This window comes from Bartonella sp. MM73XJBT.G (genome assembly GCF_028618435.1).
In the GTDB taxonomy this organism is placed as follows: domain Bacteria; phylum Pseudomonadota; class Alphaproteobacteria; order Rhizobiales; family Rhizobiaceae; genus Bartonella.
On sequence record NZ_JAQISW010000002.1, the window covers coordinates 92,107 to 110,126 of the forward strand.

Annotated in this window: 10 protein-coding genes; 1 reads left to right on the forward strand and 9 read right to left on the reverse strand. The window is 35.2% G+C overall.

Going from position 1 to position 18,020, the window contains the following annotated elements:
• Positions 1-39: 39 nt before the first annotated feature.
• Together PVV59_RS01735 and PVV59_RS01740 are read right to left on the reverse strand one after the other, a co-directional pair.
• On the reverse strand, positions 40-2,508 hold the full coding sequence (locus tag PVV59_RS01735) for a penicillin-binding protein 1A (protein WP_273754196.1): 2,469 nt from the start codon (positions 2,506-2,508) through the stop codon (positions 40-42).
• Between the two features lie 172 nt (positions 2,509-2,680).
• Positions 2,681-3,910 (reverse strand): N-acetylmuramoyl-L-alanine amidase, encoded by a 1,230-nt coding sequence (locus tag PVV59_RS01740; RefSeq protein ID WP_273754197.1) that lies wholly within the window; start codon positions 3,908-3,910, stop codon positions 2,681-2,683.
• Positions 3,911-4,516: 606 nt separating this feature from the next.
• On the opposite strand from PVV59_RS01740, the gene PVV59_RS01745 reads away from it, so the two are divergent.
• Positions 4,517-7,150 carry an Rne/Rng family ribonuclease gene (locus PVV59_RS01745; protein WP_273754198.1) on the forward strand — a complete coding sequence of 878 codons (2,634 nt, stop codon included), beginning with the start codon at positions 4,517-4,519 and terminating at the stop codon, positions 7,148-7,150.
• An 88-nt stretch (positions 7,151-7,238) separates the two neighbouring features.
• On the opposite strand, the gene PVV59_RS01750 is transcribed toward PVV59_RS01745, so the two are convergent.
• The 7 genes from PVV59_RS01750 to proS form a co-directional block, all read right to left on the reverse strand.
• Complete coding sequence (locus PVV59_RS01750; RefSeq protein ID WP_273754199.1) at positions 7,239-7,850, reverse strand: invasion associated locus B family protein; 612 nt, start codon at positions 7,848-7,850, stop codon at positions 7,239-7,241.
• A gap of 2,323 nt (positions 7,851-10,173) precedes the next feature.
• Positions 10,174-10,461: a hypothetical protein gene (locus PVV59_RS01755; RefSeq protein ID WP_273754200.1), complete on the reverse strand. Its 288-nt coding sequence runs from the start codon at positions 10,459-10,461 to the stop codon at positions 10,174-10,176.
• 391 nt (positions 10,462-10,852) lie between these two features.
• Positions 10,853-14,353: a transcription-repair coupling factor gene (gene mfd / locus PVV59_RS01760; protein WP_273754201.1), complete on the reverse strand. Its 3,501-nt coding sequence runs from the start codon at positions 14,351-14,353 to the stop codon at positions 10,853-10,855.
• A 5-nt stretch (positions 14,354-14,358) separates the two neighbouring features.
• The gene (locus PVV59_RS01765; RefSeq protein WP_273754202.1) at positions 14,359-14,646 is read right to left on the reverse strand and encodes a succinate dehydrogenase assembly factor 2; all 288 of its coding nucleotides are present in this window, start codon (positions 14,644-14,646) and stop codon (positions 14,359-14,361) included.
• 66 nt (positions 14,647-14,712) lie between these two features.
• Entirely contained in the window at positions 14,713-15,393 is a 681-nt protein-coding gene (locus PVV59_RS01770; protein WP_273754203.1) for an ABC transporter ATP-binding protein, read from the reverse strand.
• The gene (locus tag PVV59_RS01775; protein ID WP_273754204.1) at positions 15,393-16,661 is read right to left on the reverse strand and encodes a lipoprotein-releasing ABC transporter permease subunit; all 1,269 of its coding nucleotides are present in this window, start codon (positions 16,659-16,661) and stop codon (positions 15,393-15,395) included. The genes PVV59_RS01770 and PVV59_RS01775 overlap by 1 nt, the downstream gene beginning before the upstream one ends.
• Positions 16,662-16,672: 11 nt before the next feature.
• Positions 16,673-17,998 (reverse strand): proline--tRNA ligase, encoded by a 1,326-nt coding sequence (gene proS, locus PVV59_RS01780; RefSeq protein ID WP_273754205.1) that lies wholly within the window; start codon positions 17,996-17,998, stop codon positions 16,673-16,675.
• Positions 17,999-18,020: the final 22 nt, after the last annotated feature.

Here is an 18,020-nt window from a genome sequence, read left to right on the forward strand (position 1 = left end):
GATAAAAACTAAGACTCATAGAAAAGGAGATTTCGTTGGTTAATACAGCCCCCCTGTTCCACTTTCAAGAGCTTTATTAACTTGTGGAGAAGTGGTTATTGCTGGAACACCTTCTTGAAAAGAATCCGTCCCCCCAATGACTTGATATATATCAGCAGGACCAGTTCCTGGTTTAAATGCTTCTATAATGACATCGTGATCTCCTCTTTCCGCAAGCATTCCTGTTTTTCGATTAATTGGCATTAAAATCATACCCTTCGGCATCTTAAAAGGAACATCCGGTTTTCCTTTAAGAGCATCTTCCATAAATTCACCAAAAATAGGTGCTGCCAATGAACTTCCCGTCCCGTTATATCCCAACGATGCTGGTTGATCGTAGCCAACAAAAACGCCAACGACGAGGTCAGGGGTAAATCCCATAAACCAAACATCTTTGGAATCATTGGTTGTTCCTGTTTTAGCAGCAATATGCCTATTGAGATAACGTAAACGCGCTGCAGTACCACGCTGAACAACCCCCTCCATCATCGATGTAATCTGATAAGCTGTCATAGGATCAAGAACTTGATCTCTCTCATCAATTAAAGTGGGTTCCCTTTGATTATTCCATGAATTCGCATTACAATTTTCGCAAATACGATCATCGTGACGATAAATTGTCTTCCCATAACGATCTTGAATTCGGTCTATCAAAGAAGGTTTAATAGAGCGTCCTCCATTAGCTATGACAGAATAAGCTGTAACCATTCGTAAAACTGTTGTTTCAGCGGCTCCTAGGGCCATGGGGAGATAAGGTTGTAATTTATCGACCACGCCAAAACGCTCTGCATATTCAGCGACAAGAGGCATTCCCATATCATTGGCAAGCCTTACTGTCATAAGATTACGAGAACGCTCAATACCATAACGCAACGTTGAAGGTCCTGCAAAAGTACCACCATAATTTTTAGGTTGCCAAACCTCACCATTATATTGGCGAACTTCGATGGGACCATCTAAAATAACCGATGCTGGTGTATACCCATTATCAAGTGCTGCTGAATACACAATGGGCTTAAATGCAGAACCAGCCTGACGATAAGCTTGTGTTGCACGATTAAATTCAGATGCTGCAAAAGAAAAACCTCCCACCATTGCAAGAACGCGCCCTGTGTGCGGCTCCATAGCAACAATCGCACCTTCAACCTTAGGAATTTGTTGTAAACGATAAGTGTTATTTGTATTGGGTAGCTTTTCAACAAAAATGACATCCCCAACTTGCAGAACATGAGACAAGCTCTGAACAGTTCTTCGATAACCATTTTCTTTCACAACATGGAGTGCCCATTTTGAATTAGCTTCAGATAAAACAGCAATTTCTCGTTTTTTTGAGAGCATACCAGAAGCTTCGCGCTGCGGTTGTAAACCAATCTCTATTTTATTGGGATTTGCAGAAAGAACAACCGCTAAACGCCATTCAGGAACATCACTTAACCCTGTGATATTTGCAAGCTCAGCCCCCCAATCATCATCTTTCTTATCAATATGCGCATAAGCTCCACGCCATCCGTGTGCATGATCAAATTTAATTAATCCATTTTGCAAAGCCCGCCGAGCAATTATTTGTAAATTCGGATCAAGCGTTGTACGGATGGACAGCCCACCTTCATAAAGTGTTTTAGCCCCATAGCGATGCATTAAACGCCGACGTACTTCTTCAGTAAAATAATCAGCTGCAAAAACATAGCTATCACTTCCACGTATTCTCGCTCCCAAAGGTTTAGCTTTAGCTTTTTCACCTTGTTCACGGGTTATATAACTATTTGCAACCATCCGATCTATAACCCAATTGCGCCGATCAATAGCACGCTGTGTATTCTTAAATGGATCATAATTTGCTGGTCCTTTTGGAAGTGCAGCCAAATAAGCACATTGTTCTAACGTCAGATCATTGACGGATTTATTGAAATAAGTCAAAGAGGCAGCTGCTATACCATAAGTACCACGCCCCAAATAAATTTCATTGAGATAAAGTTCGAGAATATGATCTTTTGAGTAAGTTTTCTCAATACGCATTGCTAAAATAGCTTCCTTAAATTTACGCTCTAACGTTGTTTCTGAACTTAAAAGGAAGTTTTTAGCGACTTGCTGCGTTATAGTTGATGCGCCTTCAGGACGTCTTCCAGAACCAATATTACGAATATTATTGATCAAAGCGCGAGAAAGTCCTTCGGGATCTAAACCAAAATGATGATAAAAATTTTTATCTTCAGCTGAAATAAAAGCATCTTTAACAAGCTTTGGGATTGATTGAATCGGTAAATAGAGGCGATGTTTTGTTGCAAACTCTGCCATAAGACTGCCATCAGAAGCATGGACACGAGTCATTACCGGTGGCTCATAAAGTGAAAGAACTTCATAATCAGGAAGTGCATTTGCTTGACCTCTGGTCATAACACCCCATGTTATTGCGCCACAAAGTCCAGTAGCAACAAAAAAACGAGGAAGATATTTTAAAAAAATCATCATAAAAACGGCTATCGCTTTCTTAAGAATTGATCAAAGAAAAAATATGTAACTTCAATCACACCACGTGGATATCACCACACAAGATTGAGAAAAAGAAAATTTGTTTTCTATCTTTATATTTATACTAGGGTAAATTAAAATCCCATATTAATTACTCTATTTTCTTAAAAATTTAAAGAGGCTGTACCATTTTCTGTCTATATTCAGCGAATTGACGAATAGAATGAGCAATTGAGAGAGCCATTTGTTTTCTCCAATGAGGATCGTTTAATAATTTTTCATCCTCTTTATTGGATAGATACCCGATCTCTATCAAGACAGAGGGAATATCTGAAGCTCTTAAAACTTGAAAATTAGCATAGCGATGAGGATTATTGATTAAGTTGATATGACTCTTTGATAAACTTGAAATAACACTATTTGCAAAATTAACCGAAAATGTATGCGTTTCACGTCGTGTAAGATCCAGCAAGATATCTGTAACTTCAAGCGTTTCATCTGCAGGCAAACCATCAAGCAAATCAACTTTATTTTCACTTTCAGCTAAAGATTTAGCAATGGCATCAGAAGCTTTATCTGATATGGTATACACTGTGGCTCCACGAAGGGAATGAACATCAATTGTATCTGCGTGAATGGATATAAAAAGATCAGCACCAAACTCTTGTGCTTTTTTTACTCTTTCGCTTAATCTTAAAAAAACATTAGAATCACGTGTTAAAGTAACGCTAATATGTGGATCTTTTTGTAATTCTTCTCGCAATGCACGTGCAAAGTCTAAAGTTACATCTTTTTCTAAAATTCCAGTAACCCCCCGTGCACCACCATCAATACCACCATGACCAGGATCAAGAACAACACGAAAATTTTGCGCCGGAATTAACGGTAGTTTTGTATCAAAATTGTTCCTTTGCTGGCTTTTTAACATCTTATCAAATTTTTCTTGCGTACTTTTACGAATATCAACCAGCAACTGCCATAAACCATTATCTAATTTTTTTACGATACTTTTTTCAACAACAAAAGCTGTTTGACTTGTCAAAATAATGCGTGAAGTTTGTATGTCAGAGAAAGCATAACGCACATCTGAGAGCATAACGGATAATGCATTCTGTTTCTTTAAAGACATATTTTGCATTGAAAAGTCAATTGTAGGTAAATTGATAACCAAACGTGCTGGCCTATCCAAAATCTGCAAACGAATATCTGGTTTTGAATTGAAAAGCGCAATTATACGTGTATGAGCACTATCACCAATGGTTCGAAAATTGATAAGTCTCAAAGGATCCGCAGCTTGAACAGAGGTTTGACATAACAAAAAAAATAATAAAAAGCATATGAACTGCACAATAACGTCCCAATAGGCTGTTTTCAGCTTTTGGGTCAAAAAAAATCTCATCATAAGCCCTCTTATCACAAGCAAATTATTCTACAACGATATTTGTAATAATTTATCTTGGTTATATAAAAAAGATACACTAAATTTATTGTCTATTTTTCAATAAATGCTAAACTTCTCCATTATAAAAAACGAAATTAAGGTAATAAAAATATTATCATGATACATGATTTACATTGTTACTTGCCAAACGCATGATATCAACATAAAAGAATATTGGTGCTTCCTAGCTGATAATAGATCCAATTATCTGTAACTGATAGTAAGTTGTCTTTAAAGGGGTTGTTGCATATTATCCGTTGAGACTTTGTTATGGATGAAAAATTTCTATGTTATAAAATTAGGATTGCATTATTTAAGATTCGTTAGTTCGGATATCCGAACTGTTTTAAAGATTATTTTATCAGAGACTTTTTTAAAATATGAGTCATAAAAAACAGATGGAGATAATGATGAGAAATGGTGTAAATGCAGTCATGCATCTACATGTGGTGTTCCGTCCTGTTTTTCTGGTACTTCCCTTTTATGGCAGACAGCCCTTTACGTCTATGAATAATTACACCGTTCGTTTGAATAAAGTTGTGCATGTCGCCTTCAGGATATTAACTTATGTCAAACAAAATGCTTATAGATGCCTCTCATCCGGAGGAAACACGTGTTGTTGTTGTTCACGGCAACAAAATTGAAGAACTTGATTTTGAATCAGAACATAAAAAACAGCTCAAGGGGAATATTTATCTTGCACGTATTACGCGTGTAGAACCATCTCTTCAAGCAGCTTTTGTCGAATATGGTGGAAATCGACATGGTTTTTTAACATTTTCTGAAATTCATCCTGACTATTATCAAATTCCTATTGCTGATCGCCTTGCTCTTCTTGAAGAAGAGGAAGCAGCAGCTATAGGGGAAAATCCAGCAGATGTTTTTGAGGAAGAAACAACTAAAAATAAAAAACGCTCTAGAAGAACAAAAAAAAATGCGAAAAACAATGTCATAGCAACCAATGTTGAAAATGATATTGCATCCGAATCTGTAACAATTAATCATACAGAAGAGATATTAAATGCCGATGTCTCTTATGATGAAATCGAAATGGTTGGTGCTGAAGACATCCGTGAAGAGCTCCCAACATATCAAAGAAAACAAGGGCGCCAATATAAAATTCAAGAAGTGATTAAACGACGTCAAATTTTGCTGGTGCAAGTTATCAAGGAAGAACGTGGAAATAAAGGCGCTGCCCTTACAACATATCTCTCTCTAGCAGGTCGTTATTCTGTTCTCATGCCCAACACAGCACGCGGTGGTGGTATTTCACGAAAAATTACGAATGTGCAAGACCGTAAGCGTCTTAAAGAAATCGTAAAAGAATTAGCTGTTCCAAAAGGTATGGGCGTTATCTTACGAACGGCTGGCGCTAATAGAACAAAAGCTGAAATCAAACGCGATTATGAATATCTTATGCGGTTATGGGATACGATTCGTACTTTGACACTCGAGTCAACGGCACCATGCCTTGTTCATGAAGAAAGTAATCTTATAAAACGTTCTATACGAGATCTTTACAATAAGAACATTAGTGAAATTCTTGTCTCTGGAGACCAAGGATATCGTGAAGCGAAAGACTTTATGCGTATGCTTATGCCAAGTCATGCAAAAGTCGTGCAACCTTATCGCGATCCTACGCCTATTTTTGCAAGAAATAATATTGAAATTCAGCTTGATAAAATGTTGCAACCGCAGGTTTCTTTAAAGTCTGGGGGGTATCTTGTTATTAATCAAACAGAAGCACTTGTTGCTATTGACGTTAATTCTGGACGCTCTACGAGAGAATTCTCTGTTGAAAAGACAGCTTTACAAACAAACCTTGAAGCTGCAGAAGAAGTAGCACGTCAATTACGCTTACGTGATCTTGCTGGTTTAATCGTGATTGATTTTATTGACATGCTTGAAGAACGCAATGTGCGACTGGTCGAAAAAAAATTAAAAGACTGTTTGAAAAATGATCGTGCTCGTATTCAAGTTGGCCATATCTCACACTTCGGCCTTTTAGAAATGAGTCGTCAACGTATTCGCATATCAGTTTTAGAAAGTACAACACACCCCTGCCCCCATTGCGCAGGAACAGGAAGTATACGTTCTGAATCATCAATTGCCTTACATGTCATGCGCTCAATTGAAGAATATCTTCTTCATAATTCGCAATATAATATTATTGTGCGCACACCCGTAGCGACAGCGCTTTATGTGTTAAATCACAAACGCAACATTCTTGTTAATTTAGAAACACGCTTTAAACTCAATATTAGTATTGAGGCAGATGATAGTATTGGAACACAACATCTTGTTATTTCTAAAGGCACAATAGCAGAAAGCATTTCTCGATCTTCATTGGAAGATGACAATAAGCAAGAAATTGAAAATTCTGTTTTCATAAAAAGTGAATCTATTGAAAATCCTCCTTCCATTGAAACAAATCAAAAACGTCAACGCAAAAATCGCTACGATGAAATTGCTGATCATTCTCTCTCCGACGTTCATAAAAAAGAAGATACGTTGAGTGATGATTCTTACCGTCGAGGACGTCGTCGAGGGCGTCGTGGTGGTCGACGAAATCAAGATAATAGTTTTCATCAGGTTCGTATTCCTTACGCAGAACCCGTCGGAGATTTTGCTAAAAAGGCTTTAGCAGAAATTAAAGCAGTGCTTCGCAAAGGTCGTGGTTCATCGGCTAAATCTTCTAAACTTGAAGAAATAAAAAACAATACACAAGCTCTCGAGGTACAACAGCAAGATGAAGCGATAAAAGTTGATGATACAAGAGGTAAACCTAAAAAGCGTAAAACACTTTCTTCAAGGGCGGCAGAAAATAATCTTTCTCTGGAGAATGATCAAAATATTGTAGAACAAAAATCTCTTGAAGAAAAACCTAAAAGCAGTTCGGCACGTAAAATTAGAACAAAAAAAGCAAATAAATCTCTTCATGAGAATGAGGATAAAACTCCTGAAAATACTAAAAAATCAACACGTAGAACACGTAAAAAAACATCCTCTCAAGAGGCAACAGAAATACAAAAAACATTAGAGCAAGAAACTGATATGAAGATGGAGAAAGCTGTCGAACCTTCTCCTTCCAAAATTGAAGAAACAATTAACCAACCCGTTGTTATTTCATCAACGTCTAGTGATTCTCCTAAAACTGCGCGTATTGGTTGGTGGAAGCGCAGAACTCTTTCAAAAAATTAATAATAAAAAGAAACCGCCACAAAAAATTGTGGCGGTCTAAATAAACAAGCATAGAAAAAGTTTTAACCAATTCTATGGTGTGTGTGTATTATTTCTGCTTTGCTTTCTCTTGCTCAGCCCGCATACGCTCTTCAATTTCTTTTTGATTTGATTGAATAGCTTGCTGCAGCTTTATTTGCTCTTGTTGGAAATCTCTTTCTTCCATACCAGGACCGGTATACGCTGCTGTAAATCCATTAAGAGAAAATTCAATAGGATTAGCTGAACCACGGAAATTAACAGTGGTTACAACCATTTTTGTACCACTTTTCATAGCTGCAATAAGCTTATCGTCTAAGACATCATTGGCAATACAGCTTGGTCCATTACAAATGATATAAGGAATTTTTTTAGAGAAACCATCACCTATTTGAATGTGAACACCTTCTGGTAAAAAGCGACCTGTAGGCACTTGAATACCTATACGTTTTTCATTTTGCTTTCCTTTTATTTCAACAAGATTAAAAGCCGTTAAAGGTTGTCCTGTATTTGATAATACAGTATTCATTGTATTACAAATATCAACATCATTCTGTTTACTGCAAACTTTGTACCAACCCTGCGATAAAGTCTGCGCATTTGCCGAAATACCAGCTATAAGAAAAAGGGCAGCTGCTCCAACTAATACTGAGACAGCAGAATAAAAATTTTTATGCGACATGATTAAGTTAATCCTTTCAACGCGCTTTAAGTAATTAAAAAATATTAAGTATAATTTCAATTTAATTGTATTAGATTATAATGAAATAAAACTTAATTTTATTATTTTTACTTCAATATAAAAAAAAAAGTCAAATGTAGAGAAAAAACTACGACGATCTATGTAAACTTTTATACAGCCATATAGCTTTCCCCTCTTTATCACACAGGGGGATGATGCAATTTATCCATAAAACACCTCTGTGCCTTCGCACTAAGATTACACAAACGAATCAATATTGCAATATCAATTAAAATAAACTCCGATGCACTTCTAAAAATCTTACAAATTTACACTTAAATAAATAATTCTTGAGCTATGTTATAGAGTCTTTGCAACAAATATTACAATGCACGAAGCTTAAAAATATTGAATAAATTTTACTGTTTGTGATCGACGAAAATAAAATTATTTATTATGGTATTATTGAAACATTTGATGGATTAAAGCTGCTAATTATCTGAAATTCCTGAACAATAGAAAGAAAGCTTTTTGCTAACAGACTGTCTTTTTTGACAAAATAATAGCAATATATCTTTTTCATAAAGCTATATTTATTTTTCTTGCTAAAAAAGTAAAATCAAATGACGAAATGTATGTGAGTTATCTTTTTTATTAATTAAAAGACATATTTTTTTGCTGGAAAATCGATAACAATTGAAATCTTTTCAATTTATAATAAACCTATTTTAAAGATAGAAAAAGTTTTATCTCTCTTATGAAACATATAGAATTATCTGAAAAATTTTAAAACTCCTTTTCACTCAAAACTTATAAATTTATACTTCTTTGGCTCTCATATACCTCAATGAAGAGAAATACATTATGAATCTGATGATTTAAAAATGAATTGAATAAAATCATAAAATTTTATCTCAATAGCATTGCATATATATCATATAAATAAAACAATCCGAAAACATGCTCTTGATAAGAGAATTATAAAGAGAAGAAAAGTCCTCTTCATAAGAAATTAAATAATTTCAAGGTCATCCAAATAGAATATTTTTGACAAAACATAATGTCTTTGAAAGCTTAAAAAAAATAATTGATATTTTTATTGCCCTCCTATGCTTTTACGATCCATAACAGACATATTATGAAAGAAAAGTTTGAACCGCTATTGATTTCAGAAAAATTGTTTTTACATATCTTGCTTTTTTAAAAGAAGGTAAGCAAAGCTTTATAGAATTTTTTTGACTCTTAAATAATATCAAAAGATTATGATCGCTTCTTGAAAATTATCGAAACACTATAAACATAAAAAGCATTAATACTCTAAGCGGTTCTTTCTAAAGTTATAGATGGGGGGGATATGTTTAAAATAAATAGATCAGAGGCGATTGATAACTTAAAAATCTTTAAAGCTGTATAATCAAAAATTTCTATAAGAAGTAAGCTTTATAAAAAAATGGGGGTAGTCTACCCATAATCTATCTTTTCAATTTAAAATTATGTTCACCTCTAATAAGAAAATAAGAATAAAAGTCATTTTTTTTAAAGTATTTTATTGGGTCTTGTATTTATTTTAGAAGAAAAGCTATCAATGATAACCAAATCAAAACATTTTTTAATGTTTAAAACTAACATAATTATAAATAAATTAAAAACTTCTCTCTCATCATAAACTGGATAAACAAACTGTTAAAGTTTATTTCTTTAAAACTTAAAGGGAAAATTAATTTTTCTGAGATCATTAATCTCCCTATAAATACAATCCTAACAGCGATGCTTTATACATATTTAGATGTCGACTTAATTGCATCATTCGTGATTTAAAACAAAGCTCTTTATTTCTAGCGAGTTAATGCTTTTCATTTCCTAAACAATAGATAGCTCTATAATTATCTTAAATATGCGCATAATGCACCACTTTATAAATATAGTTTTTCAACTTTGTAATGTGCGTAAAAATAGCTGTGGAAATTAGCAACAAAATCATAATAAATAAAAATTAAAAAATATATTATAAATAACCTATTTATTATAAATTATAATTTTACTCCATTCACCTAAGAAAACTTTTGATTTAATATTATTATAGCGCTATTTTTCATCAAACTTTTTAAGTATATTATTATGATAATAATTAGATATTATTCTATTTTTCACACATTGTAAAAAAAATCCGTCCTTTAATTGAACCATTCTTCGACATGAGAACGGATACGATTTATGGTATTATTTCTTTTATTTGGAAGCATTATATTATGTAATTCTTTTATAGTTCTACAAAACATAGGCCCACTTTCCACAAACCAACCATTTACTATAATATCATTTTTTACATTATCAAATATTTTTTTTCATAGCTATAAGAGCCATCTGTTAGTAATTCTTTAATGTCCCTGACTAAACTAGAACTTATTGAATGAATTGCATCTTTTGCCCAATTAAAATCCTTATCTTTCCAATCAAAATCTTTACGCAAAATAGCGCCTATATCACTCTGCAATATATCTTCTAACGTTTTACAACTAATAACGAATATGAGATAATTTTTCATTATCTCATATTCACCTCCATTCTTCTCATTCATTTTCCATTCGTTAAATAATGGAGTTTTTTTCAAATACTCTTTTGCTTTAATCAGCTTTTCTTCATGTTCTCCTACTTCGTACTCTCTCGCTATATGTACTCTAGAGATAAATTTTTGTTTTTAAAACGTTGGTATTGTTCTTCAGAAAATAACTCAGCATGAGTATCTTTTACGCCATATATGCAAGGCAGTAACAAAAAAACTACCGTTAGAAATTTTTGTAATGAAGAAAGCATGTTATTTTGATCCAAATTTTTCTTATTATATCAATATGTATTATAATAAAGGACCTAAAATAAATATATAATAGATTATCTTTATTATAAACTTAAATTTTATTCTTACAAAAAATAAATAAGTGGTTATTATTTATAGAATAATTTTACAAGCATAAGAAACAGTTCTGAAAAGTAGAGAAACTGCTTTAAACAGAATGTTGTTCTGCCATTTCCACAAGCTGTGTCATAATCGTAGCAGCTCCAATAAGTCTTTCATCAACGGTAGACCAATTCCGAATAAGAGCAATAGTTTGATCTGGACGAATTTTTGCCATTGAACCTTGTTTTTCCACCCATTGAACAAGAGCAATACTATTGGCAAAATAGTTATTGCGAAACTGTATGACAATACCCTTTGGTCCAGCATCCAATTTTTCTACATGGGCTTTTCGACACAATATTTTGATATGAAAAACTTTAAGGATGTGTTGAACTTCAAGGGGCAAAGGACCAAAACGATCGATTAACTCCGCTGCAAACTCATCAATCTGTTCTAAATTTTCGAGTTCTGTCAAGCGTCGGTAAAGTCCCATACGTAATGATAAGTCAGGCACAAAACTTTCTGGTATCATTACAGTTGTAGCGAGCGAGATTTGAGGTGACCATTGCTTATCCTCACTTAGCTCTCCATCTTTTAATTCAGCAACAGCTTCTTCAAGCATTTTTTGATAGAGTTCAAATCCAACTTCTTTGATATGTCCTGATTGTTCTTCACCTAAAAAATTTCCTGAACCACGAATATCCATATCGTGACTTGCCAATTGAAAGCCAGCCCCTAATGTATCAAGAGATTGTAACACTTTAAGACGACGATCAGCCGCAGATGTTAAAACTTTACCAGAAGGAAATGTAAAAAGTGCATAAGCACGTTGTTTTGAGCGCCCTACCCTCCCTCGTAACTGATAAAGTGCAGAAAGACCAAACATTTCAGCACGATGCACAATTAATGTATTGGCTGTTGGAATATCAAGACCGGATTCAATAATGGTTGTCGATAGCAAAACATCATATTGTCCATCGTAAAATGCATTCATAATATCATCAAGTTGTCCAGCCGGCATTTGTCCATGTGCTATAACGAATTTGAGCTCTGGAACATGAATTTTAAGGTATTCTTCTACAAAAGCCAGATCAGAAATACGAGGACAAACATAAAAACTTTGTCCACCACGGTAGTATTCTCGAAGTAATGTTTCTCGTATAACAAGGGCATCAAATGGAGTAATAAAAGTACGAACTGCCATTCTATCAATGGGTGGAGTGGTGATTAATGAAAGTTCACGTACTCCCGATAATGCCAATCCTAAAGTTCGTGGTATGGGGGTTGCTGAAAGTGTAAGAACATGAATATCACTTTTAAGCTGTTTTAAACGCTCTTTGTGTTTTACCCCAAAATGTTGCTCCTCATCAATGATGAGAAGACCTAACCGTAAAAAATCGACTGCACCACTTAAGAGTGCATGGGTTCCAATAGCAATATCAATCGTACCATCTGAAATCCCTTTTTTGGCTTGTGTGAGTTCTTTCCCTCTCACAAGCCTTGATACATGACCAATTTTAACAGGTAATCCTTGAAAACGCGAAATAAAAGTCTTGTAATGTTGACGTGAAAGCAAAGTTGTCGGTACAACAACAGCGACCTGATATCCATTTAATGCTGCAACAAAAGCACTTCGAATAGCTACTTCTGTTTTTCCAAAGCCAACATCACCACATATCAAGCGATCCATCGGCTTTCCTGAGGCTAAATCATCTAAAACAGCATCAATGGCATTCATTTGATCCTCTGTCTCTTCATAGGGAAAACCAGCAACAAACTCATCAAATGGTCCAACTGGTGGAAGTAAAGCAGGCGCGGCACGTGTCGCACGCTCCGCAGCTATACCAATTAATTGCCCGGCCATTTCCAATAAATGTTTTTTAAGCCGAGCTTTACGTGCTTGCCAAGCAACACCCCCTAATTTATCTAAAGCTACCTCTGTTCCTTCTGAGCCATAACGTGAAAGAAGTTCAATATTTTCAACAGGTAAAAAGAGTAAATCACCTCCAGCATATTTAATTTCAAGGCAATCTCGTAAAATTCCAGTGGTTGTGATGGTTTTAAGACCAACAAATTGGCCAATACCATGATCGATATGCACAACAAGATCACCAGAATTTAAAGCAGAAAGTTCAGAAATAAAATTTGTATTATTTTTACGCCGCTTTGGCGATCTAATGAAGCGATCACCTAAGATATCTTGCTCTGCTATAATAGCTAAATCTTCAGCCTCAAAACCATGTTCTATCATGATAACAGCTGCTAATATGCGATCTCGTGGGGTTGCTTTAACTGTTTGCAAAGATTTTACAACTTCTATTTTTTTCAATCCATGCTCATCAAGAACTTGTATTAGACGATTGAGAGATCCTTCACTCCAACATGCTAAAAGCACTTTTTTACCAGCAGCGCGTAAAAAAGCGATGTAATCAATAACACTTGAAAAAACATTTTTTTCCTGTGCATTCCGCTCTTTTACAAAATTATATCCCTGTTTAACTTGTGCGTGAATAACTGTTTGTTCCAAACTTTGTGGAATATTAAAAGGCGAAAAATCAATACGCTGTGAAGATTGTTGCACATATTCAAAAACACGCTCTGGCGTTAAATGGAGAAGATTAGGATCTATCGGATGATAAGACGTCGTATTTTCTTTATCATTTTCGCGCTCTTTACGCGCGTTATAATAGTCTTCAATAAGACGATAGCGCTCAACAAAAACTTCTTCTATAAGATGTTCGAAAACAAGCGGTAAATTACCACAATGATCAAAAAAAGTATCAAGGTTTTCATAAAAAAATGGAAGCCAATGTTCCATACCAGCAAAACGCCGACCTTGAGCAATTGCTTCATAAAGCATATTATTTTTTTGTGATACACCAAATGTACGGGTATAATTGCTTTTAAAACGGCTGATGCATTCATTTGTCAAAACAACCTCGCTCATTGCCTGTAATAAAAATTCAGTTTTTTGGCGTGTTGTTCTTTGATTTTCTGGATCAAATACACGAATGCTTTCTAGGGTATCTCCAAAGAAATCAAGACGTAAAGGCTCAATATCCATAGGAGAAAATATATCTAGTATTCCTCCTCTTACAGCAAATTCACCAACATCACGGACAACCGTAACGCGTTCAAAACCATTGGTTTCTAGGAATTGAATAAAATGCCCCATATTATGGCGTTGGCCAACATGTGCGTGAATAAGCTGAGCTTCTATCATTTCACGAGGAGGCAATTTTTGCATAATTGCATTTGCTGTTGTTAATATAATTGCAGCCTGTGGATTTTGACGTAAATTGGCCATGCGTGCCAATGCTGATAGTCGACGTGCCATAATAGCAATTCCTGGTGACACGCGATCATAAGGCAAACAATCCCATGCAGGAAATTGAAGGACGGGTAAATGGGGCTCAATAAAATTTAAAACTTGTTGTAAATGCGCAATTTTTGTTCCGTCTCGGACAACATAGATGAGTGGTTTACCTTGTGCAATTTCTAATCTTAATTTGGCAAGGGCAAAGGCTTCAAATCCATCAGTAACGCCATCAAAAATTATATGAGCAGAACTATTGGGGGGAATGATAATTTTCTTAAATATAGGCATTTAAATCAATAAGTTAAGTAATTACGATAATTGATAATATCACGAAAAAGAGGACTATCAATTTCAGGGGGAGGTGACATTTCTCCGGTAATCCATGTGAGTAAGTCGCGATCATCAAAAGACATAATATACTCAAATTCAGAGAGTGTTTTATCATTCATTGAAGTAATATTAGCATTAACATAATGTCCAAAAATGAGATCCATTTCACGAATACCGCGATGCCATGCACGAAAAATCAACCGGCGACGACGTATATCCAATTGATTTTTGTCAACGACAAAAACTGTCATAAAAAGTCTCCTTGAATAAAGTAATATAAACCATTCAATTAGTCGTATAAAATTTATGCCTTGCCTTTAAGGAAGTTCAATAATCTTCTGTTCTTTAAGTGTAATTCGACGATGCATTTGCTTTGCCAAAGCGTAATTATGTGTTGCAATAAGAGCAGAAAGACCAGACTGACGAACAAGAACAGATAAAGCTTGAAAAACATAAGCTGAAGTTACGGGATCAAGATTTCCAGTAGGTTCATCCGCCAAAAGAACCGAAGGGGCATTTGCTACGGCACGTGCAATAGCAACACGTTGTTGTTCTCCTCCCGATAACTCTGAGGGACGATGATTCGCCCGATGAGAAACACGTAAATACATCAATAATTTACGCGCACGATCTTCTGCGATGGACTTGTTTAATCCTGCTATCATTTGCGGTATCATAACATTTTCTAAAGCAGTAAACTCTGGAAGTAAATGATGAAATTGATAGACAAAACCAATATCATTTCGTCTGATAGCTGTTCTCTCACTATCAGAGCGCTTTGCACAAGAAACGCCCCGTAACATCACATCACCGGCTGTTGGTTTTTCTAATAACCCAGCAATATGAAGAAGTGTTGATTTCCCGGCACCAGATGGTGCAACAAGTGCAACAAGCTCTCCACGATTAAGAATAAAATTTGCTTTATCTAAAACAATGAGCGGCTTATGACTCTCAAAAAAGCGTCTTTCAATCTCTACAAGCTCTAAAATCGCTGTCATTATTCGTACCTCAAGGCTTGCACAGGATCTAGCTTAGCAGCACGCCATGCAGGAATAAGCGCAGCAAGAAATGATAAGAATAATGCCATAATAGCAACCAAAACAGTTTGTTTCCACTCAATTTGTGCAGGCAGTTTTGTTAAAAAATAAAGTTGAGGATTAAAAACATCGACATTAAATAACCAAGAGATAAAGTCTTGGATATGATTAATATTCGCGGTCGCGATAACACCTAAAATTAAGCCTAATATCGTTCCAATAAAACCAATCATCATTCCTGTAATAATAAATATACGCAAAATCGCACTCTGTTGTGCACCCATTGTGCGTAGAATTGCGATATCATGACTTTTATCTTTTACAAGCATAATAAGGCCTGAAATAATATTTAAAGCAGCAACAAGAATAATCAGAGAAAGAATAAAAAACATGACATTCCGTTCAATCTGTAAAGCTGAAAAAAAAGCCTGATTACGAGTACGCCAATCAATTAAATAGACCTGTTGATCAACTGCTTTTTCTATCATTGGTTTTATTTGATCAACAGCATCAGGATCGTTTAAAAATAATTCTAAAGACTGAACTTTATCGCCTAAATTAAAAAACATTTGTGCTTCATGGAGAGGCATAAAAACAAATATTGAATCATATTCAGACATACCAACTTCAAAAATAGCAACGACTTTATAAGCTTTTACACGTGGTGTAACGCCAAAAGGAGTTTCATCACCATCAGGAGTAATAATACGAAGATCCATCCCAACTGTAAGCCCCAATTTTTCTGCTAAACCACTTCCAATTGCAACACCTTCTTCTTGATCAAACCGAGAAATCGAACCTAATTTAATGTTTTGAGAGACTGTTTTAAGTTTTTCTAAATCTTGTTTGCGCATACCACGAATTAAAGCACCAGAGCCACCTTGAGCTTCACCTTGAACAAGTGCTTGACCTTCAATAACAGGTAAAGCAAACTTCACACCATTTTTAGATTCTAAAGAAGAAATAAGAGTCTTATAATCAGAAAAACCAGCATCAATTGTTTGAACAATAAGATGCCCATTCATACCAAGAATACGGTTAAGAAGTTCTGTACGAAAGCCATTCATCACCGCCATAACAACAACCAGAGCGAAGACTCCCAACATAATCCCAATAAGAGAAATAATTGAAATAACCGATGCGACGACATGTTTTTTATTGGGAATCATATAACGAAAAGCAATTATCCACTCATAAGATGAAAACCATTTATTTTTCAGCCTCTTCATAACATTTCCTATTAAATTATAGAAAGTTGGCTGAGCACATTTTCAACCGTTAGAGATTTTTTTATACCAGTTTTTCGATCTTTAATTTCAACTTCATTCTGTGCAATGCTGTTAGGACCAACAATGATTTGTGTTGGCAAGCCAATCAAATCCATTGTTGCAAATTTTGATCCAGGACGTTCATTTCTATCATCTAATAATGGATCAAAACCAGCATCCTTTAATCCCTGATAGAGAAACTCACATGCTTTTGTACATTTTTCATCATCGGGTTTCATATTGATAATTCCAAAATCAAACGGTGCCATCGACTTTGGCCAAATAATACCCTTTTCATCATGAGAAGCCTCAATAGCAGCCGCAACAAGGCGTGAAGGTCCAATCCCATAAGATCCCATAGAGACCACATGCTCTTTTCCATCTTGTCCCATAACTTTTGCTCCCATTGGAACAGAATATTTCGTTCCAAAGTGAAAAATATGCCCGACTTCAATACCACGCGCTGAAAGACGATTTTTCTCAGAAATTTTAGTCCATTCTTCTTCATTATGCATTTCTTCTGTCGCTGCATAAAAAGATGTCCACTGTTTAACAGTATCATCTAAAACAGCTTTATCACTAAAATCGATTGAACTGTGGAGAACGTTCAGTTCAAGAAACTGTTTATCACAGAAGATAGCGCTCTCTCCCGTTTCAGCTAAAATGATAAATTCATGACTGAGTTCCCCTCCTATTGGGCCTGTATCTGCACGCATGGGAATAGCTTTTAAGCCAAGGCGAGAAAAAGTGCGTAAATAAGCCACAAACATACGGTTATAAGATGTTTTAGAGCCTTCATAATCAAGATCAAAAGAATAAGCATCTTTCATTAAAAATTCTCGTGCCCGCATCACACCAAAACGTGGACGAATTTCATCACGAAATTTCCATTGAATATGGTACAAATTAAGTGGAAGGTCTTTATAAGAACGAACATAGGAACGAAAAATGTCTGTTACCATCTCTTCGTTTGTTGGACCATAGAGTAAATCACGCTTTTGACGATCTTTAATGCGGAGCATTTCTAAACCATAATCATCATAACGGCCACTTTCACGCCAAAGATCAGCAGATTGAATTGTAGGCATCAATATTTCTATTGCACCAGCACGTTCTTGCTCTTCACGAATAATTTTACAAACTTTATCTAGCACTTTTTTTCCCAAAGGAAGCCAAGAATAAATCCCGGATGTTTGTTGTCGAATCATCCCGGCACGCAACATGAAACGATGAGAAACAATTTCTGCTTCTTTAGGATTCTCTTTTAAAATTGGAAGGAAATATTGAGAAAGACGCATTGAAATAATTAACTCCTACTCA